The 19,993-nt window shown below is 62.1% G+C and carries 19 protein-coding genes, 1 tRNA gene and 1 pseudogene; 9 read left to right on the top strand and 12 right to left on the bottom strand.

Translation table 11 applies throughout. From position 1 onward, the window contains the following. Positions 1–328: 328 nt before the first annotated feature. Positions 329–404: transfer RNA gene (locus MF134_RS10685), tRNA-Thr, on the bottom strand. A gap of 109 nt (positions 405–513) precedes the next feature. Here MF134_RS10685 and MF134_RS10690 point away from each other — a divergent pair. From MF134_RS10690 to MF134_RS10700, 3 genes are all read left to right on the top strand, one after another. Next, the gene (locus MF134_RS10690; protein WP_255339442.1) at positions 514–648 is read left to right on the top strand and encodes a hypothetical protein; all 135 of its coding nucleotides are present in this window, start codon (positions 514–516) and stop codon (positions 646–648) included. 161 nt (positions 649–809) lie between these two features. After that, positions 810–1,121 carry a hypothetical protein gene (locus tag MF134_RS10695; RefSeq protein WP_255339443.1) on the top strand — a complete coding sequence of 104 codons (312 nt, stop codon included), beginning with the start codon at positions 810–812 and terminating at the stop codon, positions 1,119–1,121. A gap of 207 nt (positions 1,122–1,328) precedes the next feature. Further along, positions 1,329–2,987, top strand: a complete 1,659-nt coding sequence (locus MF134_RS10700; RefSeq protein WP_255339444.1) for a VWA domain-containing protein — start codon at positions 1,329–1,331, stop codon at positions 2,985–2,987. 204 nt (positions 2,988–3,191) lie between these two features. Here MF134_RS10700 and MF134_RS10705 read toward each other — a convergent pair whose 3' ends face one another. Continuing rightward, complete coding sequence (locus MF134_RS10705) at positions 3,192–4,049, bottom strand: lytic transglycosylase domain-containing protein (protein ID WP_255339445.1); 858 nt, start codon at positions 4,047–4,049, stop codon at positions 3,192–3,194. Positions 4,050–4,229: 180 nt separating this feature from the next. On the opposite strand from MF134_RS10705, the gene dapE reads away from it, so the two are divergent. Together dapE and MF134_RS10715 are read left to right on the top strand one after the other, a co-directional pair. Beyond that, positions 4,230–5,441 carry a succinyl-diaminopimelate desuccinylase gene (dapE, locus tag MF134_RS10710; RefSeq protein WP_304363721.1) on the top strand — a complete coding sequence of 404 codons (1,212 nt, stop codon included), beginning with the start codon at positions 4,230–4,232 and terminating at the stop codon, positions 5,439–5,441. 4 nt (positions 5,442–5,445) lie between these two features. After that, on the top strand, positions 5,446–6,036 hold the full coding sequence (locus MF134_RS10715; RefSeq protein ID WP_255339446.1) for a hypothetical protein: 591 nt from the start codon (positions 5,446–5,448) through the stop codon (positions 6,034–6,036). Positions 6,037–6,102: 66 nt separating this feature from the next. On the opposite strand, the gene MF134_RS10720 is transcribed toward MF134_RS10715, so the two are convergent. The 5 genes from MF134_RS10720 to def all read right to left on the bottom strand — a co-directional run bounded on the left by MF134_RS10720 (position 6,103) and on the right by def (position 10,894). Next, a complete protein-coding gene (locus MF134_RS10720) occupies positions 6,103–6,918 on the bottom strand; it encodes a TorF family putative porin (RefSeq protein WP_255339447.1) in 816 nt (271 codons plus the stop codon). 257 nt (positions 6,919–7,175) lie between these two features. Further along, positions 7,176–8,198, bottom strand: coding sequence for a nucleotidyltransferase family protein (locus MF134_RS10725; protein ID WP_255339448.1), 1,023 nt, complete (start codon positions 8,196–8,198; stop codon positions 7,176–7,178). 191 nt (positions 8,199–8,389) lie between these two features. Next, positions 8,390–9,169, bottom strand: a complete 780-nt coding sequence (gene truA / locus MF134_RS10730) for a tRNA pseudouridine(38-40) synthase TruA (RefSeq protein ID WP_255339449.1) — start codon at positions 9,167–9,169, stop codon at positions 8,390–8,392. Between the two features lie 245 nt (positions 9,170–9,414). Continuing rightward, complete coding sequence (gene fmt / locus MF134_RS10735; protein WP_255339450.1) at positions 9,415–10,374, bottom strand: methionyl-tRNA formyltransferase; 960 nt, start codon at positions 10,372–10,374, stop codon at positions 9,415–9,417. A 4-nt stretch (positions 10,375–10,378) separates the two neighbouring features. Beyond that, entirely contained in the window at positions 10,379–10,894 is a 516-nt protein-coding gene (def, locus tag MF134_RS10740; protein ID WP_255339451.1) for a peptide deformylase, read from the bottom strand. A gap of 137 nt (positions 10,895–11,031) precedes the next feature. Between def and MF134_RS10745 the strand changes: the two genes are divergently transcribed. The 3 genes from MF134_RS10745 (at position 11,032) to MF134_RS10755 (ending at position 14,569) form a co-directional block, all read left to right on the top strand. Next, positions 11,032–12,168 (top strand): DNA recombination protein RmuC, encoded by a 1,137-nt coding sequence (locus tag MF134_RS10745; protein ID WP_255339452.1) that lies wholly within the window; start codon positions 11,032–11,034, stop codon positions 12,166–12,168. Positions 12,169–12,452: 284 nt separating this feature from the next. Continuing rightward, positions 12,453–13,982, top strand: a complete 1,530-nt coding sequence (locus MF134_RS10750; RefSeq protein WP_255339453.1) for a trypsin-like peptidase domain-containing protein — start codon at positions 12,453–12,455, stop codon at positions 13,980–13,982. Between the two features lie 296 nt (positions 13,983–14,278). Then, positions 14,279–14,569 carry a hypothetical protein gene (locus MF134_RS10755; RefSeq protein ID WP_255339454.1) on the top strand — a complete coding sequence of 97 codons (291 nt, stop codon included), beginning with the start codon at positions 14,279–14,281 and terminating at the stop codon, positions 14,567–14,569. 38 nt (positions 14,570–14,607) lie between these two features. On the opposite strand, the gene MF134_RS10760 is transcribed toward MF134_RS10755, so the two are convergent. After that, positions 14,608–15,336 carry a pyrimidine 5'-nucleotidase gene (locus MF134_RS10760; protein WP_255339455.1) on the bottom strand — a complete coding sequence of 243 codons (729 nt, stop codon included), beginning with the start codon at positions 15,334–15,336 and terminating at the stop codon, positions 14,608–14,610. A 95-nt stretch (positions 15,337–15,431) separates the two neighbouring features. On the opposite strand from MF134_RS10760, the gene MF134_RS10765 reads away from it, so the two are divergent. Further along, positions 15,432–16,331, top strand: coding sequence for an EamA family transporter (locus MF134_RS10765; RefSeq protein WP_255339456.1), 900 nt, complete (start codon positions 15,432–15,434; stop codon positions 16,329–16,331). 121 nt (positions 16,332–16,452) lie between these two features. Here the strand turns inward: MF134_RS10765 and MF134_RS10770 are convergent, their stop codons facing one another. The 4 genes and pseudogenes from MF134_RS10770 to MF134_RS10780 form a co-directional block, all read right to left on the bottom strand. After that, positions 16,453–17,178, bottom strand: a complete 726-nt coding sequence (locus MF134_RS10770; RefSeq protein WP_255339457.1) for a calcium-binding protein — start codon at positions 17,176–17,178, stop codon at positions 16,453–16,455. A gap of 15 nt (positions 17,179–17,193) precedes the next feature. After that, positions 17,194–17,340: pseudogene (locus MF134_RS24015) on the bottom strand (calcium-binding protein); the annotation flags it as partial. Next, entirely contained in the window at positions 17,283–18,020 is a 738-nt protein-coding gene (locus MF134_RS10775) for a calcium-binding protein (RefSeq protein WP_255339458.1), read from the bottom strand. The pseudogene MF134_RS24015 and the gene MF134_RS10775, both read right to left, overlap by 58 nt. 278 nt (positions 18,021–18,298) lie before the next feature. Beyond that, positions 18,299–19,735 carry a calcium-binding protein gene (locus MF134_RS10780; RefSeq protein WP_255339459.1) on the bottom strand — a complete coding sequence of 479 codons (1,437 nt, stop codon included), beginning with the start codon at positions 19,733–19,735 and terminating at the stop codon, positions 18,299–18,301. Positions 19,736–19,993 lie beyond the last annotated feature (258 nt).

Below are 19,993 nucleotides of genomic sequence, written 5' to 3' on the forward strand. Positions count from 1 at the left end.
AGAAATAACCTATGATCGCATATTTCGGGGAATAATCAACCAAAAGATGTTGATCTCGCCTAAGTCCATCCGGACTGCCTGTGGCTGGCACGGATCGCGCGGAGACTCAAAAAACGGAGCTGTTCGGTAATCCGTGGGACGCAAGGGTAAAGAATACGGTCCGGTAAGTGAACAATCGCAGGTTCGATTGTGCATGGCGCGCGTCGACAGCTTTCTGGATTATCGCGGCGCCCGAGAACCGCAGTGACCGGTAGCGAATGGCCGTTCGCAGCGAAAGCAGCGGACTCCTCCTGACAGGGTCAAAACGCCGGACCGGTCCAAAGAAAAGTGGTGCCCCAAGCCGGACTTGAACCAGCGACCTACGCATTACGAATGCGTTGCTCTACCGACTGAGCTATTGGGGCACGACAGGCCGCGACGCATGCTGCGTCCGACGACGGCGCCCTGATAGCGGCAAACGGCCGCTCGTTCAAGCGTAAATCCGTTCGTGTTTCCATGCCCGGACATGCTCCGGTGCACACCGACGTCGCTTCCTCGGCGAAGTCCGGGGGTCTCGAGACGGCGGACCTGATCCTGACCGGCACGAAATCCATCGCGCCCGCTCCGATTTCGACTGCCCCGGGATCTGCCGAGCATACGATCGGCTGACTTGTCAGGGATTGTGCGATGCGAAATAATTCCGACAACAGGCGTGACGATTCCGAGGTTCGGGCGTTTCTCCCTAAATCTCGAAGGACTTGAAACCGATGAAATCCCCCCGCAGACCAGATCCCATCTTTCCCTATGGCGCGCCGAAAACCGCAGCGGAAATGGCGACGCTCGCCGCCCTGTCGCCGTTTGTGATCGGGACGCGCGTTACCCGAATGTGGTTCGCGTTCGCCACGGCGCCCACCATGAAGGACAAGCGCGAAGCCATGGAAATGGTCAGCGAGAAGGTCGAGGCGACCGGCGAAGCGATCATCGCGATGAACAATGCCCTGACGCTTGCGGCCGGGGAGGTCGCGCTCGCGGCGGTCTCCGGACGTCACCGCAGTACCAACGACGTCGATGCCGTAGTCGCAGCGGGATTGAAGCCCTTCACCACCAAGCTGAAATCCAATCACCGGCGCTTGTCGAAATAGGTTCGAGGGCAGGCACGACGCTCCGAGGTTGGCGGCCGCCATGCCGAGAGCCGGAGACCTTCCCTTGCGCCGCTTCCATTAACCCTCCCGCGACATTCCTTTGCGGCCAAGGGCGATTGGAAGGGTTTTTAGCGTTCCCCGATACCGGGTCTTAAGCCTCTGGGTGCAGTTTCTCATGCGATTCGATGGATCGACGGAGGATTGCGCATGTGGCTTGAACAAGTGTCCGGCCGACGGATCGGCGCATCGCTGCGTCGAAGAATGGCGGCTTTCAAAGCCGATCGTGGCGGCAATTTTGCCATCATGGCAGGTCTGGCCGCGATCCCGCTCGTGCTGGTGATCGGCGGCGGCGTGGACTATTCCAATGCCTGGCGCACCAAGGCGGAGGTCCAGGCGGCGGCCGATGCGGCCGTTCTGGTCGCCGCGAAATATGTCGGGACGGACGCCGCCGAGCGCGAGCGTCTCGCCGACATGTATTTCGCGGCCAATGTCAGCGACGACGTCACGATCGATACCTCCGGGACGAATGTGACCATCGTCAACAATCAGTACCACTACAATGTTGACTTCAGCGTCGAGACGCCGTTCCTGAACCTGATGAGCGTCTCGTCGCTCGACATGGCGGTGGAAGCGGTCTCGGCCCATGCCAACATTCCGCTGGACATCGCGCTGGTTCTGGACTCCTCGGGCTCCATGGCCTGGGACAACCGGATGACGGAGCTCAAGGCGGCGGTGAAGCTGTTCCTCGACAGTTTCAACACGGGCGACGCCACGGTTCAGGTCGCGCTGATCCCCTTCGATACGCAGGTGAAGCTCGATACGGTCACGATGGCGACCTATGCGGGCGACGTTGCCAATCCCTATGCCACGACCGACTGCACGACCATTTCCGACCCGACAGACAAGGCCGCCTGTGTGGCGGCTCAGGCGGTGACGGACCCCGTGGTCGACTGCTCCAGGCTCTTCAACGCCGATTGGCTGGACGTTCAAGCCTGTCGCCCGAACCGTAACGGCTTCGTTTTCGACACGAGCGAAGACTGGGGTGTCTGTGGCTGGGGCTGCACCTACCACTATTACAGCGCCTATCAGAGCGGCGCGAACTTCGTCGTCGACCGCTGGAACATGGACTGGAGGTGCTGGGGGTGGAACTGCAAGTGGGAGAAGGTTGGTTCTCCGACGCGTATCTACTCTGCTGCCATGCCGATCGCTGTCGGGACGGCCGTCGCCGCCAAGGACAACACCAATACCAGCGCCAATAACGACCTGATCCTGCAGGAGAGCGAGACCTGGTCCGGGTGCATCGTCGACCGCACCCAGCCCTACGACGTTCAGAACGACCCGCCGCAGAACGGGACCCCGGACACGCTCTATCCGAAGTCCAATTGCGCCATCAATACGCTGCTCCCGGTTCAGCCGCTCACCACCAATCTTGCGGCCATGAAGACCAAGGTCGATCTGATGCAGCCCTCGGGCAACACCAACATCACGATCGGTGTCCAGTGGGGCATGGAGGCGTTGACCGGAACCTATCCGTTGGCCGGCGCGAGCACCGAGAGCCGGGCGAAACGGATCATGATCGTTCTGACCGACGGCAACAACACGCAGAACCGCTGGCATGGCTCCAGCAATTCCGCCCAGATCAATGCGCGGACGAGTCTCGCCTGCTCCAACGCCAAGGCGATGACCGCCAACGACGGCAGTGCTCTCGAACTTTTCACCATCCGCCTGATCGACGGCAACGAGGCGCTTCTGAAGGCCTGCGCGACGGATGACGGGCATTATTTCCCCGTGACCACTGCGTCCGAATTGACCAGTGTCTTTCAGGACATTGCCGAGCAGGTGAAGCGGATCCGGATCGTCAGCTGACCGGCTGCATGGTCTGGGCTTGCCTCTCACTACGCGAAATGGCCGGACGTGATCCGAGGATCGCGCCCGGCCATTTCCATCTATGATACCAGCCCCCCACCATGATGGCATTCACCGGCCATGTCAGGAGCGATGAGGGACGTCGGACGTCCCTGGCAGGGAGCGCATCACTTGCGCGGGATTCTGTAGCGGGCTCTTGCGGGGTCAGTCAGCCGTTGCCGCCGGAGTATCCGCGTCAGCCATGTCGGCCGCAGCGGTCTTCCCCGCAATGGCCTCACCGGCGGGCGTCGATGCAGCCTCGCCGATCTGCGCCTCTTCCGCGGACCTGACGGCATTGGCGTGAGCAAGCCGCACGGTGTCGGTGGCCTTCTCTGCGCTCTCGTCCTGGCGAGGGGCGGAATCGGTCGCTTCCGGCATGCGCCGGCGGTTCTTCACCTCGGCCATATGGGCGAGAACGGCCGAGCAATAGCGCTTCGTCGAGGCGGTCATGCGAGTGGCGCGATGGCCACCCTTGTATTTCAAGGCCGTGCCACAGATGTCGTGGCCGCTCTTCTCCCAGGCGCCCTTGAGATACTTCATGCCGTAGGTGAGGTTGGTGTCGGCATCGAGAAGGTCGCTCGCGGAACCGGAAAAGCCGAGACTGCGGGCGGTGGCTGGCTTGATCTGGCTGAGACCGTAGACCCCACGGCCCCGTGCCTTCGGATTGTAGCGGCTCTCCACCCGGACCACCGCATAGGCGAGCGAGGGCGGAATCTCGTTTTCGAGCGCGTGTCTCTCGATCATCCGGTCGATGGCCGCGCTGCCGGAAATGGTTCCGGTCTCGGCTGATTGCCGGGCCTCGCGGCTGGCGACTTTCCGATCGGCCTCGGCGATCTCGCCTGACGAGATCTCCGGTTCCGGTGCGGCGTCCTGCGCCGGAGCGGCCGTGCCCGCGACATCGATCCCGAGCGGTGCCCCGCCCGGGCCGTCGGCAAGACAGCCCGCGAGAGCGGAAAGCCCAATAATCAGAGCGAGCGATGCTCCCCGGCGCAATGCCGCCGAACCCTCTTCGACAAAGACCACGATGCCCCTCGCATCTTCGTTATCCCCTCATGCGCTGTTCGCCCGGATCGGGGCGCAATCGTGGCGGAAAGGTGAGGAACGTGGCGATTTCTTAACGGATCGTCATCAGCCGAACGCCGGTGTGGCGGCGACGCATCATCTGGTCTATCTGCTCGGGCCATGACCGACGAACAGACCACGATGCCCGCCACGCACACCGCAATCGATCCGGCCGATCCGGCGGCGGTGCTGGCCGCGCTGATCCGTTGCCCTTCTGTCACGCCGGATGAGGGCGGAGCCCTTGCCTGTCTCGAAGCGCTGCTGACACCTCTGGGATTTGCGGTCGAGCGTCCTGTCTTCGAAGACGAGGGCACGCCGCCGATCGAGAATCTGTTCGCCAGGGCCGGGAGTCAGGGACCCCATCTGGTCTTTGCCGGGCATACCGACGTCGTGCCTCCGGGCGATGCAAGAGATTGGAGCCACGACCCCTTCGCTGCCGCGGTCGTCGACGGCGAAATGATCGGGCGGGGGGCGGTCGACATGAAGGGTGGCATTGCCGCCTTCGTTGCGGCATGCGCGCGTCATGCGACGAAGCACGGTGGGCCGAAGGGGCAGATCTCCTTCCTGATCACCGGCGACGAGGAGGGGCCGGCCATCAACGGCACCGTCAAGCTGCTCGAATGGGCGCGGCAGCGGGGAGAGCGCTTCGATGCATGCCTGGTGGGCGAGCCCACCAATCCCGGCGCGCTGGGCGACATGATCAAGATCGGCCGGCGCGGCTCCTTGTCGGGGGAGATTGTCGTAAATGGCCGCCAGGGCCATGTGGCCTATCCGCATCTTGCCGACAATCCGGTGCGCGCAGCGGTGGCGATCGCCGATTTGCTGCTGGCGACACCTCTGGACGAAGGTACACAGGCGTTTCAGCCCTCGAACCTCGAAATCACCTCGATCGACGTCGGCAATGCGTCGGTCAACGTGATCCCGGCGCGCTGCTCGATCCGGTTCAACGTGCGCTACAACGACACATGGACCGTCGAAACCCTCAAGGCGGAATTGCAGGCCCGCGTCGGCAGAGCCGCGGCCGATAGCAGGCTTCGTCCCGGCCACGAGTCGGCTGCGTTCAGCCTCGTCTGGCGGGACCGTCCGTCACCTAGCTTCTTGACCAAACCGGGTCCCTTGACCGAAGCTCTTGTGGAGGCAGTTGAATCGGTGACTGGGCGGCGTCCGGAACTCTCGACCTCAGGGGGAACGTCGGACGCGCGCTTCATCAAGGACCATTGTCCCGTCGTCGAATTCGGGCTTGTCGGAAAGACGATGCACATGGTCAATGAGCGGGTCGCCTTGTCGGATTTGGAAGGACTGACTGAGATCTATGAAGCCTTCATCTCCCGCTGGTTCGCCACCGTCGCCTGACTTCGTGCCGAGTTTCGACGAGGTCATCCGGTTCTTCTCCGGCGCCCTCCTGCTGATGGCCGGGCGCGGCGAGGGTCTCAATCGTCTCGATCTGTCCGCCGACGGGTTCTGGCGCTCCTTTTCGGCGATCGTCATTTCGCTGCCGCCGATCGCGCTGTCCTGGCTTGTCTTCGAGACACGCGAGCGCGCGGGGCCGGCCGGCGACACGAGCGGCATCGTCATCTATGGCGCCCATGCCTTCGCAGACGTTTTGTCCTGGCTTCTGCCGATCTTCATCCTGATGCTGGTCGCTCGCCGAATCGGCTATTCCCGCAAGATCGTGCCGCTCGTCGTGGCGACCAATTGGGGCGGAGCGCTGCTGGCCTGGGCTGTCGCCCCCTATTGGGTGATCGTGCTCCTCTTCGGGCACAGCGAACTCACCGCGCTTCTCGGCCTGATCGTCACCATCGCCACCGTCGCTCTGACGATGCGGCTGATCTTCTTCTCGCTGGGCAAGGATCTCGCCGCTGCGGTGGCGATCACCACGATGATGATCATCGCTTCGCTTCTGAGCTACGGGGCGGTGATGGATGTCACCGGTGTCACGCTGGTGTAAGGTCGTTGGCCGCTTCAGACCGAAGATCTTGAGGGCGACCGTCACCGGACCGCCCATGTTCCGCGGTCAATCCTGGAAGCGCTTTCGGATGGCGCTCAGGCTTGTGGCAACCGACACCTTGCCAACGATGGTGGCGCCGCACTGGAAGGCGCCGCCGGTGCAGTTCACGTCCTCGTCGATGTCCGTGTCGTGATAGCGCACGTCGAGGGTGATCGCCTCTCCAAGGGCATAGCTCACCCCGGCGTCCCACACCCAATGGCGCACGAACTTGCCTTCGGCGAAGTCCTGATAGCCGACCGAACCGGAAAAGGTGAAGTCGTTCGGCAGGGGCACGGAGACCGCACCCTTGTAGAAATAACCGGTGTCGCTCTGCCCGAAATAGTCCGAAGCATAGGCAAAGGTGCCCGTCACCGTCGCCAGATCGTCGAAATTGTAGGACAGCGAGTGGAAGAATTCGGGATAATCCGAGTCCTTCGCGTCCTGATAGGTGTAGTAATAATAAGTAAGGTCGAGCGACCAGTTCTCGTAGGATGTGCGATAAGCCACGAAGGGATCGAATTCGATCTTGGGTTCGCTCGTGCCGAAATGGACATTCGCCGCGAAGAAGCCGACGGAAAAGTCGCCATAGGACGCTTCAACGGTGGCCTGCAGCGCCGGATCGCGCGCGGTTTGCGAGTATCCGCGCAGCGAAACATAGTCGGTCAGGCCCGAGAGGGTCACCGAGAGATCGAAGGGGCTCTCTGTCGTCAGAAAGGCCGGAAGGTCGGACGCTTCGGGCTTCTTCTCCTCGCCGAAAGCCGGCCCCGAGACGACACCACTCACGATGAGCGGCAAAGCCGCCGCAGCCGTCAGGATGATGTTCCGGTATGAGTGATGTCGCACGCGACTCTCCGTTGTCCCCCGCTGGAATTGCTTTCAGCGTAAGCATTTGCGGGTAAATGGAAATAATCGCCTGGGGCCCACCGGCCGATTGACCTGTTCTGTTGTCGAGAGGTGACAGCCGCGCCAACGTCGAAATGTAAATATATTTATTGAAAGCAATAAGTTACGCAGTTTTTTCGTTGGATTCACAACCGTGTTGTTGCAGACACATGTCGATCATGGAATGTCCCGAGTGTTTCTGTGCGCGCGTCGAAGCTTCAGCTTGCGGTCACAGCGGCAAGGCGTTCCGCCGTTTCCGGCATGCGTTTCAGACTGGCGTCGATCCGCTCCCGCCAGCGGGGCCCGCGTGAGCGCGCGTCCTCATAGGCTTCCGCGAGTTCGTCCGGGCGATCTTCGGCCAAGACGGAGACGAGATATGCCGCCTGGGCGCGGTCCTTCCGGGCCTTCAATTGTTCGGCGCCGGGACGGCGGTCGGCGACGATCAGTTTATGGATCGCGAACCGCTCGGGCCGCGGGATTTGCACGAGGACCCCGGAACGGTAGAGCGCTACTGCGGGGATGGGGTCGGCAATCAGATAGTTGAGATAGTTCAGACCTTGCGCGCTCACGCTCAGCGCCGGAAGCGGTTTGATGCTTTCATCGCCGAAGGCCGGCGTCAGAAACTCGACTATGGCTTCGGAATGGCTCTGCCGCCATCGCCAGACCTGCCGATCGTGGATGCCGGGAACCGGATCGAATTTGAGCAGGGCCAGGATATCGGCGGGGTTTTCCTCGATCTTGTCGCCGAGAGCGACGGAAAGGCGTTCGAAACTCGCAAAGTCGACATCGCCGGTCTGGGCCAGTTCCTCGTAGTCCATCCGGACGCCCAGATCGCCCTGATAGAGGCCGTAGGCCGAGGTTCCCACAAGTGTTCCGCCAAGCCGGAACAGGCCCGCGCGCGAAAAGGCGAGAAGCATCGAGCCGGTCTCGCGGTCGGTTGCGATGAAGCCCTCGGCCCGCAGCGTTCTGGCAAGCCGCGTCATGCGTTTGCGTCGATCTTCCGCTTCGGCCTTCAACGCCTCTGCACGCTCAAGCCTCGCGCGCAGCTCCGGCTTGTCTTCGCCGAGATACCGGCTCTTCATCTCGGTGCCGATCCGGAAGCGCTCGTAAAGATAGGTCCTGCCGTTGCGTTGCCGTTCCTCGATCGCACCGATCACGCCCGACCCCCTCTCGTCGAGATGAAGGCGCAGGAGATCCTGATAGGCGACCGAGGCCGGACGGCTGTGTGCAGGGATCGGCATCTTTCCTCGATCTGCGGGTTGTATGCATCAAGGAATATATTGCTGCACATTCCGCTTATGTGCATCAAGAATTCTTTTGATGCACATATTCACTTCGCGGATCAGTTGGCGGACCTTGCAGCCGGAAACCACTAAGCGCCCGCAACCGCACCCACCTTGCCTTATCCGCTCCCGCCAATGCCCCGACTGCGTCACCCTGCGTAGGGCGGAAGCGAGCGCTTCGGCGCAGTCCCGTATTCGACCTTCGTCAGATAAAGCCCGTCCGGCGGCGCGACGGGGCCGCAGCGGGTGCGATCGCGGGCCTCGAGCGCGGCGATCACGTCGTCCTTAGACCACCGGTGTTCGCCGACGAGCTTCAAAGTCCCGGCGAAGGAGCGGATCTGGTTGTGCAGGAAGGATTGGGCCATGGCGGTGATATGGACCTCGTCGCCCGGTCCCTTTGTGACCGACAGTTCCTCCAGCGTGCGGATCGGGTTCTTGGCCTGACAATGGGTGGAGCGGAAGGTGTTGAAGTCGTGGGTGCCGACGAGTGCCTGCGCAGCCTCGTGCATCGCTTCCACATCGAGTTCTTTCCAGACCCACCAGACCTGCCCGCGCGTCACGGCCGGCGGCGCGCGCCGATTGAAGATGCGGTAGAGATACCAGCGCTTGCGGGCGGAAAAACGCGCGTCGAAATCATCGCCGACACGCTCGGCCTTGATGATCGCGACGCGCTCCTCGCGCATATGGGCGTTCAGCGCATCGCGCACCGTGTCTTCGGCCCAGTCGCGGGTAAGATCCAGATGGGCGACCTGGCCGGTGGCATGAACCCCGGCATCCGTACGCCCCGCCCCGAAGAGGGTGATGGTCTCGCCGGTGAAGCCGGTCACGGCCCGCTCGATGACCTCCTGCACGGAGAGGCCATTCGCCTGCCGCTGCCAGCCGCAATAGGGCCGGCCGTCATATTCGATGGTAAGCTTAAATCGAGGCATCAAGTCAGGAGATTCGTAGTGACACTGGTCCGAAGGTTTACAGAAAAGCGAATGGAGAGAAATTCTCTACACGAAGAGATTGATGCCACGTACACGGTCTTTGAGCGTGACGGAAAATCTTTTGTTCAGATCAACACCTATGGCCGCTCATCAAGAGAGATGCCCGGGAAGTTGAGCCAAACGCTGCAACTTGATCAAGACGGCGGCCGAGAGCTTTTCCAAATCCTGAAGCGAGCTTTTGCACTCTAATCACTGCCCAACATAATGCCTGCCGGCACCGCCATGCCCCGCAGAAGCGTCTCTGCGTCCATCGGCTTGCCGCCCGCGCGCTGTACCTCCAGAAGGCGGACCGCGCCGGAACCGCAGGCCACGGTCAACGCATCATCCAGCGTCGTCCCCGCCGTGCCGGCACCCTCGACCGCCTCCGCGCGCAGGAGTTTCACGCGCTCGGGCGTACCGGACAAGGGCATCATCGTCCAAGCCCCGGGGGAGGGGGAAAAGGCGTTGATCTTTCGCGCGACCGCGAACGCGTCGTCGTCCCAGGAAACCTGCGTTTCCGCCTTGTCGATCTTTCGCGCATAGAGCGGTTCGCGGCCGGTGCGCGCACCGATCGTCTCCTGATCCTCGAAGGCGAGCGTGCCGGCTTCGAGCTGTTCGAGCGCTTCGACCATCAACGTTGCCGACATCTGGCTCAGCCGCTCCTGCAATTCGCCCGCCGTCTCGGTCGCGCCGATCGGCGTTTCGGCGGTCAGTGCCACCGGGCCGGTGTCGAGCCCGGCCTCCATCTTCATCACCATCATGCCGGTGGTCGCGTCGCCGGCTTCGATCGCCCGCTGGATCGGCGCGGCCCCCCGCCAGCGCGGCAGCAGCGAGCCATGGCCGTTGAGACAGCCGAACCGCGGCGCGTCGAGCACCTGTTGCCGCAGCAGAAGTCCATAGGCCACGACCACGGCCACATCCGCCTTGAGGGCCGCGAAGGCCTCGACCTCGGCTTCGTCCTTGAAACTGGCGGGCGTGCGAACGGGAAGGCCCAGCCGCTCCGCCTCGACCTGCACGGGGGAGGGGGTGAGCTTCAGGCCACGCCGGCCGGCCTTTCGCGGCGGCTGACTGTAGACGGCGGCAATGTCGTGGCCGGCCTCGTCGAGGGCCGTCAGCGTCGGCACCGAAAACGCCGGCGTCCCCATGAAGACGATTTTGAGCGTCACGGCGTCACACCGCCTGCCGGCGGGCCTGCTTGGTGAACCGCTTGATGACCATGTCGCGCTTGAGCTTGGAGATGTAGTCGATGAAGAGCACGCCGTTCAGATGGTCGATCTCGTGCTGCAGGCAGGTGGAGAACAGGCCGCTGGCGGCTTCTTCGTGCATCTCGCCGTCGAGCCCGAGATAGCGGACGGTCACTTCGGCCGGCCGCTCGACCTCCGCGTAATAGTCCGGGATCGACAGGCAGCCCTCTTCATAGACGCTGCTGGCATCCGACTGCGCCACGATCTCGGGATTCAGGAAGACGCGCGGCGCCTTCTCCTCTTCCTCCTTCGAAATGTCGAGAACGAGCATGCGCACCGGCTCGCCGACCTGAATGGCGGCAAGTCCAATTCCCGGCGCGTCGTACATGGTTTCCAGCATGTCGTCCGCGAGGCGCTTGACGCGCTCGTCCACGGTCTCGATGGGCCTGGAATTCTCCCGCAGCAGCGGGTCCGGAAGGATGATGAGCGGCTTGATCGTCATGGTTGCTGAGGTAGTCGCTGGCGGGAAGACGGTCAATCCAGTCCGCGATCATCGCTGCTTTTCCTTATTGCGCGGGCTCCCATTTTTTGTTCCCTGTTTGATCCTGTTGTTAACGCTTGCCTGCTATCGGTTTCACGATGAGCGAAAACATTGCCGCCTTCCTGACGCGTTCGGTCGCGGAGATCTCCGGGGTCGAGATTTCCGGCCTTGCCCTCTGTTTGGCCTTGGCCTGCCTCGTGCTGATGGCGCTCTGGCTGGGCGCCGGCGCACGAGCCCGGCGCGCATTCCGCCTTCTGGAACAGGCCGAGGCCGAAACCGCCCGGCTGGACGAGGTGCTGAAATCCCAGGCGGAAATTTCCGGCCGCATGCAGACCATGGCGGAAATCCTCGGCGCGCGACAGGCCGATCTCACGCGGGCGCTCTCGGATCGTCTCGACGGCCTATCCAGCCGCGTCGGCCAGTCGATCCTTTCGACCACCAAGGAAACCAAAGCTTCCCTGTCCGTCCTCGCCGAACGGCTCGCCGTCATCGATCGGGCCCAAGGCGAGATCCGTGGGCTCACCGGCGAGGTCATCCGGCTCAAGGACATTCTCGCCAACAAGCAGACCCGCGGGGCCTTCGGGGAAGGGCGCATGCAGGCGATCATCGCGGATGCGCTTCCGGCCTCGATCTACACCTTCCAGGCCACGCTTTCGAACGGCAAGCGACCCGATTGCCTGATCAACATGCCGAACGGAGCGCCCGGCCTGGTCATTGATGCAAAATTCCCGCTGGAAGCCTATGCCGCCTTCGAGGATGCCGAACGGGAAGGGCGGACTTGCGCGGCCGCGCGCCTGCGCAAGGACATGGACGTGCACATCAAGGCGATCGCCGAGAAATACCTGATCCCCGGCGAAACCCAGGACACGGCCTTTCTTTTCGTCCCGTCCGAAGCGATTTTCGCGCGCCTGCACGAATTCTTCGAGGATGTCGTCCAGAAAGCTTACCGTTCGGGCGTCGTGATCGTCTCGCCCTCGCTCCTCAATCTCTCGATTCAGGTCGTTCACACGGTTTTGAAGGATGCGCGTCTCAGGGCCTCGGCCGGTCGTATCCAGGCCGAGGTCCGCCTGTTTGCCGAGGATCTCGCCCGGCTCGACGCACGGGTGACGGCGCTCAAGGGCCATTTCGCCCAGGCCGGACGCGACATCGATCAGCTCGGCATCTCCTGCCAGAAACTGCAACGGCGCGGCGAGCGCATCACCGATGTCGAACTGGGAGAGGCGGAGGCGGGCTAAGCACGCCCATGGCGAAACCGCCGCGAAATCGCCCGGAAACAAAGCCCGAGCATTGTCGTGTCGCCGTTTCGGCTCCGGCTGCGAAGCACAGGTTCGAGATCAACGCTACGTGAACGCGTCTGATACTTCCCTTGGGTAAAGGGTAAATGCTCGCAGAAACCTTAAAAAAAGATTAAGCTGGACGGATCGAAACTGCCCTGGTTGCATTATCAGGTAACAGTTCGTCGTCGCAGGGGGACGTTATGCGGATTTTGTCGAGGGTGGTTTTAGCGGCAGCAGTGTTGGTGGCTTCACCGGCAGCGCTTGCACGCGGCCTCGACTCGATCGAACCGAACGTTAGCACAGCCGCGTCGGCCGATCTGTCACTCGCCTACAACACCCAGACCGACCTTTCCTTCCGTCGTGGCCTTCAGATCCGCCTCGCGTGGACCGGCGATTATGTCGGCTCCTTCGACGGCCAGATCGGCCCGGCCTCGCTGCGCGCCATTCGCGATTTCCAGGCGCGCCACGGAATGCGGGCCGATGGTGTCATCACCGAAACCATGCTGCAGCTCCTGATCAAGCTGTCGGACGGCGCTCAGTCCTCGCTCGGCGTTTCTCTGGTCGATGACGACGCGACTGGTGTGCGTCTCGTCATGCCGCTGAGTCTCGTCTCCGATCTCGGGGCCACCCAGGTGGGCAGCCTCTGGCGCGCCAACGATGGCAGCGTCGAGATCGAGACCGTACGGATCGCCGATACCGGCCAGACGCTGGGCGGCCTGTTCGAAGCCCTGAGCGAGCCGACGGAAAGCCGCAGCGTGCTCGACGTTCAGAAGGCGGATGGCTGGTTCACCGTTTCGGGGATCGAGGCTGGTCGCCATTATTTCATGCGTTTTGCCGGCGACGGACCCGATCTGCGCGGTTTCTCCATCTCCTACACCGACGAGCAGGAGCGGACGGTCGAACCCTATCTCGCCGTTGCTTCGAACATGTTCGAGCCGTTTGCGGCTTCGCCGCGCGGTCCGCTGGTCGCCGAGGCCGAGCCGGACGCCTTTTCGTCGATGCTGGCGCGCCAGCGCGGGAGTGGCGACAGCGAGGCGCGCTATGCCATGGTCTCTCCGGAGGATGAGGGCCGGCGCTCGCATCTCTTCGAAATGCCGCGGGAACGGGCGCGTCAGGCGCAGGGTCTTGCGCCACGTTCGGATACGCCGGCCTTCGATATGGCGGGCTCGGGCTTCGTCGTCTCCGACGACGGCTGGTTGCTGACCAACGCCCATGTCGTGCGCGGATGTCAGGCAGTGGAGATCGGCGACGAGGTTCGCGCCTCGGAAGTCCGCTTCGACGAGGAAAACGATCTGGCGCTCATCCATGTGGAGAAGAAGCTGGGCGAGCCGCTGGCGATCTCCACGTCGAAGCCCCGCCTCGGCGAGGATATCCTGGCTCTCGGTTTCCCGCTGCGTTCGATCCTGGCGGACTCCCTGAACGTCACCCGCGGCAATGTCTCTTCATTGCTCGGTCTGATGAACGATGAGCGTTACCTGCAGATTTCGGCGCCGGTTCAGCCGGGAAATTCCGGCGGGCCGCTGGTTGATCTGGCAGGACGTGTCGTCGGCGTCGTGACTGCGAAGCTCGATGCCGTGGCGGTTGCGGATGCAACCGGTGACATCCCGCAATCCATCAATTTTGCGATCCGCCCCGACGCGGTGACCGCATTCCTTCACGCCAATGATGTCGCTTTCGACGTCGCGGATGAAAAGGCCGCTCTTGAGAGCGTGCCGGACGCCACGGCGAAGGTGAAGGACTCGATCTATCCCGTCGTCTGTGTGAACGAGTAGGTTCGCGCGGCGTCGCAGAGTCTCGTCGATATTGCGCCAAAGGACTGCGGCATGGGCTTTGCCGCACGCCTCCCGGCACACTTTCCTCAGACAGTCGCGCGACCGGCGTCTTGCAGCCCTTCGCAGGGCACCGCGATTTGGTGTCGGCGATGCTGCGTTTCCGCTCGACTTCGGAACCCTCGATCTTACGGCCCGTTTCCGTCTGAGACGCGTTTCGCCCACGTTGGGCGGCCACCTTGGTTTCGGTGCGCCTCACGGAAATGCACCTGACCCTCTCCCGCGACGCGAGGAAAACAATGCCGGAATTCGACACCGACCCGAAGATGATGCGCGAGCAGCAGGACAAGGACACGCCGGAAGAAATCTCCCGCGACGAGACCGCGCGCCGTTCCGACGCCAGCGACAGCGACTTCGAGAGCAAGAAGCAGCGCGAGGCGGCCCTGGCAGGCGAGGGGGTCGACGAAGAGCAGATGGCCTCCATCCTGCGGCAGAATCAGCAGCCGAACGACAAGCCGACCCCCGCCGAGGCCGAAAGCGAAGAAGGCCATGGCCTCGCCCGTTCAGGACGCTCCCGGCTGGAAGACTGACGCTCTTCCCGTCCCTTGATCCTTCGAATCGCGTCCGATTATCGGCCCTGGCGGATCTGTTTGAGAAACGTCGCGAGGTCGTCGGTCACGTAGTCGATGTGCTCATCGTCCCGGCCTTCGTGCTCCCACACATCGCCGAACGTATCCTCGAAATTGTGCGGGACGATCAGCACAGTCTTCATGCCGAGCGACTTCGGTACTTCGAGATTGCGGGCGAGGTCCTCGAACATGGCCGCATGGGCCGCATCGACCCGGTGGAGGCCCAAGAACTTGTCATAGGTCTCCGAGGCCGGCTTCGGGACGAGATCGGCTGCGACGAGATCAAAAATATCCTCGAAATGGTCCAGGATGCCGAGCTGCCGGGCGGCGCGCTCGGCATGTTTGCGGTCACCATTGGTGAAGATGAACTTGCGCCCGGGCAGCGCCGCGATCTCGTCCCCCAAGGCCGGATCGGGATCGATCCACGAATAGTCGATATCGTGGACGAACTCGAGAAAGGCGTCCGGATCGACCGCGTGTTCGCGCATCAGGCCGCGCAGGGTGGTCCCGTAGCGGCGATAGAAGTCCTTCTGCACGAAGCGTGCCTCGTCTCGCGGCAGAGACAGGAAATCGGCGACGAACTCGGTCATTCGCACATCGATCTGGGAAAACAGGTTCGAATGGCGCGGATAGAGCGTGTTGTCGAGATCGAACACCCAATCATGGACATTTGCGAAGTCTCTGGGCGTCGCGTCGCGAGTATGGCGAATGGCGGGACTTGTCGACATCGGGTCCTTGGGCGTAGGCGGGTGCTCGGGCCGGCTTGCGGCCGGGTTTGCGATCGTATGCTGCCAAGCTTGCGAAAAACAGGACGTTTCGTTTCATGCCGCTCTGGATCCCGATCACGATCGCTGCGGCATTCTTCCAGAACTTGCGCTCGGGCCTGCAGAAGCGGCTGAAAGGGAGGATGCAGACCACTGGTGCGACCTTTGCGCGCTTCGGTTTCGGTCTGCCCTTCGCGCTGATCTATCTCGCCATCCTCGTCTTTCTGTTCGACGAAACGGTGCCCGAGGTCAATCCCACGGTGCTGATCGCGGCCGGTTCCGGCGGTCTGGCCCAGATCGCCGCGACCTTCCTGCTGGTCTATCTCTTTGGTCTGCGCAATTTCATGGTGGGCACGGCCTATTCGAAGACCGAGCCGGTGCAGGCCGCGCTGTTCGGTCTCCTGATCCTGGGCGAGACCATATCACCGCTCGGGCTCGTTGCGGTCATGGCTGGGGTCGTCGGCGTCGTGCTCATCTCGGTCGGCAATGCCGGCGTCAGTCAGGTGTGGCGAGCGCTCGCGTCCCGGGAAGCCCTGATCGGCATCGCTTCCGGGGCACTGTTCGGCATTTCCGCCGTCTGTTTTCGCTGGAGCGCGCTCGCCCTGCCGGCCGGAAGCGTAACGATACGTGCGGCGGTCACCCTCGTCCTGGCGCTCGCAATCCAGACATTCGCCATGTTCGTCTGGATGCTGCTTCGCGATCGGGCAGAGCTTCGCGCGGTCGCTCGTGCCTGGGTGCCGTGCCTTGCCGTCGGACTTGTCGGCGCGGGGGCGTCGGTCGGCTGGTTCACCGCCATGACGCTGCAGAAGGTGGCTTATGTCCGGGCTCTCGGCCAGATCGAACTGGTGTTCACCTTCGTGTCTTCCGTCTTCTGGTTTCGTGAGAGAGTGACGAGGCTCGAACTCGCCGGCTCGGCGATCATCGTCCTGGCGATCCTCGCGCTTCTCGCAGCCGCCTGACGACGATCTTTTCCAAGCGACGCGATGAAAAAAGCGGGGCCACGATCGTGGCCCCGCTCCCGGAATTTCGACGATCGGCCAGGCGGGATGCTCCCCGGATGAAAGCGCCGCCGCGATCGCCTCAGAAGATGAAGTCGCCCGCGTCGAGATCGGCGATGTTGACGTTGTTGAGGGTGATCGTGTTCGCGCCGTCGGTGATCACGGCATCGGTCCCCGACTGGGTGAGGTGATTGGCGGAAAGGTCGGCGAAGTCGGTGATGGCGGTGACGGCCGACAGGTCGATCTTCTCCAGATCGTTGAGTTCCTCGAAGTCGGTCACCGTATCTTGGCCAAAACCGTCGGCGAAGACGAAGGTGTCCGCATCCAGGCCCCCGTTCAGCGTATCGTTGCCAGCGCCGCCATTGATCTGGTCGACGCCTCCATCGCCGAAGATCTCGTCGTCGCCCAGACCGCCGACAAGCTGATCCCGGCCATCGAAGCCACGCAGATAGTCCGAGCCGGACTTTCCTTGCAGGATGTTGTTCTCGGAGTTTCCGTTGAGAGTGTCGCCAAAATTCGTTCCGACGATGCCTTCGATCGAGACGAGATAATCGACAGAGCCGTCGAATCCGCTGCCTACGCGAAGGTCGACGAGGACGTAAGATGAGAGTTTATTGTAGTTGACGACGTCGAAACCCTCGCCCCCGTCAACTCTGTCATAGCCAGGGCCGGCATAGATGACGTCGTTGCCTTCTCCACCGTAGACTTCGTCGTCGTCGGCCCCGCCATCCAGGATGTCGTTGCCGCCACCGCCATAAAGCTCATCTTCGCCGTTGCCGCCGTTCAGTCTATCGTTGCCGCCGTCCATCGGCTCGTTTTGGTCCTCGCCGTCAAGGCGGTCGTCGCCATCCCCACCATTGATGGTATCATCGCCGTTACCGCCGAAGCATCTGTCGTCGCCAATTCCGCCACTCAGAAAATCGTCGCCATCGTTGCCGAAGAGGGTATCCCCCCCGTCTTCACCGTAGATGAATCGTTTCCTTCGTCTCCGAGCATGTAGTCACCACCTGCTCCGCCCCAGATGGTGTCATCACCTTCTCCACCGTAGATGGCATCCCTCCCGCCGAGCCCGTAGATCAGGTCGTCGCCGCCCATGCCGTGGATGTTGTTGCCGAAGCTGTTGTTGAAAGTGTTGCCGATCAGATGATCGGCATGATCGGACCCGACCAGATGCTCAATGGATATGAGCGTATCGCCGCCCGCATCGCCGCCATAGCCAACGCCGCTCCTCAAATCGACGAGAACACCGCTTGCGGAGCCTTCGTAGCTCGCAGTGTCAAAGCCCTGACCACCAAAAAGCGTGTCACCTCCGGCCCCACCAATCAGTATATCCACTCCACGCCCACCTTCCAGTTCGTCGGCACCCGACCCGCCATTCAGCGTGTCCTCACCATCACCGCCATAGAGGTAATCGTCCCCGCCAAGGCCAAACAGCAAGTCGTCGCCTGCGAGTCCGTAGAGTTCGTCATCCCCATTGTTGCCGAAGCGCACGTCATCGCCGGACCCGCCGATGAAAACGTCCTCAGGCCTGACGACGAGAGGGACCGTGGATGACCAAGTCGCGGAAAGTGGGGCGGTTCTGGCTGTTTCGTTCGTCACATCGAATTCGTCCGATAGGATCGGGGTCAAAACGGGAAGGGCGTTGGACATGTCGTGCTCCTGTTCTTTGGTCAGCCTGCGACGCGTGCCCACGTCACTCGCAATCTGTGATGTGACCTTTTCTCACCCCCTCGGTCTCCGCGGCAAGACGAGGGGCGGTCAAGTCATGGGAGTCTGGATGGAAGCGGGCACGGCTCTTTCCAACTCCGTTCTCTGCCAATCGTCTTCGAAGTCCGACTGGTCGGAGGAGCCGGAACAGATGATGTGTTCCAGTGCGGTGTTCGGGCGTCTCTCTCCCTGGTCGACTGTCGAACATGTGCCGTGAAGTCTCAGAACACGAAGTCGTTCGCACCGAGATCGGCGATGTTGACGTTGTTGAGCGTGATCGTGTTTGCGCCATCGGTGATGACGGCGTTGGCGCCAGACTGGGTGAGGTGGTTGGCGGAAAGATCGGCAAAGTCGGTGATGCTGGTGATCGCCGACAGGTCGATCTTTTCGAGGTCGTCGAGTGCCTCGAAATCGGTCACGGTATCCTGGCCGAAACCGTCCGCGAAGACGAAGATGTCGGCATCCAGGCCGCCGTTGAGCGTATCGTTCCCGGCGCCGCCATTGATCGTGTCGACGCCCCCATCGCCAAAGATCTCGTCGTCGCCGAGACCGCCGAGAAGCTGATCCCGGCCATCGAAACCACGCAGATAGTCCGAGCCGGCCTTTCCTTGCAGGATGTTGTTCTCAGAGTTTCCGTTCAAGATGTCATTGAAGTCTGAACCAATAAAGGCTTCGATCGATATGAGATTGTCGCCTACGCCATCGACGCCATAGACGCTTCCATACCGCAGATCGCAATAGACAGCAGATGACGACTGGAAGTAGCTGACGGTGTCAAGACCATCGCCACCGTCAATTTCATCCGTGCCCGCACCTCCCTGGACGAAGTCGTTTCCACTCCCGGCGTTGATCAAGTTGCGGCCGGTCCCGCCGACAATCGTGTCGTTTCCACCCTGGCTGTTGAGGCGGTCGTCGCCTGAGCCGCCGTAGAGAGTGTCGTCCCCGTCGCCGCCAGCGACGAAATCATCGCCGCTACCGCCGCTGAGAACATTGTCGCCCTCGTCGCCAAAGACTGTGTCGTTGCCGTTTCCGCCGAAAAGACGATCATTTCCCGCGCCGCCTAGGAGTTGATCGTTGCCGTCTCCACCCCAGGCGCTGTCATCGCCGTCATCACCACGAATGTCGTCGTTGCCGCCAAAGCCGTATAAGATGTCGTCGCCGCTGCCTGCATAAACCAGATTGTTGAAATCATTGCCGATCAGGCGATCGGCGTGATCTGAACCGATCAGATATTCGATGGATATGAGTGTATCGCCACCAGCATCGCCGCCATAGCCGACTCCATTCCTCAGATCGACGAGAACGCCGCTCGCGGAGCCTTCGTAGCTGGCAAAATCATTTCCTTCCCCACCGAAAAGCGTGTCGCCTCCTGGCCCGCCAATTAATGTATCCCCTCCGCGCGCACCTTCGAGTTCGTCGGCGCCCAAGCCGCCATCCAGCGTGTCATTGCCATTGCCGCCGTAGAGATAGTCGTTGCCGCCCAGGCCGAACAACGAGTCACTGCCCGCAAGTCCATAAAGTTCGTCATCGTCATTGGTGCCGAAGCGCACGTCATTGCCGGAACCGCCGATGAAAATCGCCGTAGGCCTGTTGACGAGCGGCAAAGTGGATGCCCAGGACGAAGAAGCGGGTATGGCTCCGGTGGCTTCGCCTTCCATCTCGAACTCGTTGGTGTGGATTGATGCCAAAAGGGCGAGTGGGTGGGACATGTCATGATCCTTGGGTGTTGGTCAGGATGAAACAAGGGGCGTCCGAATAATCCCCAACGTGCGATATTCCCTTGTTCTGTCCTGGTGTCGTCGGGACGAAGCAAGACCAGGTCGAAGCCACGGGGAGCCCGGAGGCAAGTGGTGGGATCTGGCTCTTTCCCATCCATCGTCGGCCGAGCCGTGCTCAGGAAGCCGGAGCGGAGAATC

It is taken from the genome of Jiella marina (assembly GCF_024359545.1).
Lineage (GTDB): Bacteria > Pseudomonadota > Alphaproteobacteria > Rhizobiales > Rhizobiaceae > Jiella.

What these genes read in the sequence shown, in the direction of transcription:
- MF134_RS10695 (WP_255339443.1), top strand. Translation starts at nt 810, where the DNA reads ATGGCGACGCTCGCCGCCCTGTCGCCGTTTGTGATCGGGACGCGCGTT.
- MF134_RS10700 (WP_255339444.1), top strand. Translation starts at nt 1,329, where the DNA reads ATGTGGCTTGAACAAGTGTCCGGCCGACGGATCGGCGCATCGCTGCGT.
- dapE (WP_304363721.1), top strand. Translation starts at nt 4,230, where the DNA reads ATGCCCGCCACGCACACCGCAATCGATCCGGCCGATCCGGCGGCGGTG.
- MF134_RS10725 (WP_255339448.1), bottom strand. Translation starts at nt 8,198, where the DNA reads ATGCCGATCCCTGCACACAGCCGTCCGGCCTCGGTCGCCTATCAGGAT.
- truA (WP_255339449.1), bottom strand. Translation starts at nt 9,169, where the DNA reads ATGCCTCGATTTAAGCTTACCATCGAATATGACGGCCGGCCCTATTGC.
- def (WP_255339451.1), bottom strand. Translation starts at nt 10,894, where the DNA reads ATGACGATCAAGCCGCTCATCATCCTTCCGGACCCGCTGCTGCGGGAG.
- MF134_RS10745 (WP_255339452.1), top strand. Translation starts at nt 11,032, where the DNA reads ATGAGCGAAAACATTGCCGCCTTCCTGACGCGTTCGGTCGCGGAGATC.
- MF134_RS10755 (WP_255339454.1), top strand. Translation starts at nt 14,279, where the DNA reads ATGCCGGAATTCGACACCGACCCGAAGATGATGCGCGAGCAGCAGGAC.
- MF134_RS10760 (WP_255339455.1), bottom strand. Translation starts at nt 15,336, where the DNA reads ATGTCGACAAGTCCCGCCATTCGCCATACTCGCGACGCGACGCCCAGA.
- MF134_RS10765 (WP_255339456.1), top strand. Translation starts at nt 15,432, where the DNA reads ATGCCGCTCTGGATCCCGATCACGATCGCTGCGGCATTCTTCCAGAAC.
- MF134_RS10770 (WP_255339457.1), bottom strand. Translation starts at nt 17,178, where the DNA reads ATGGACGGCGGCAACGATAGACTGAACGGCGGCAACGGCGAAGATGAG.
- MF134_RS10775 (WP_255339458.1), bottom strand. Translation starts at nt 18,020, where the DNA reads ATGTCCAACGCCCTTCCCGTTTTGACCCCGATCCTATCGGACGAATTC.
- MF134_RS10780 (WP_255339459.1), bottom strand. Translation starts at nt 19,735, where the DNA reads ATGGAAGGCGAAGCCACCGGAGCCATACCCGCTTCTTCGTCCTGGGCA.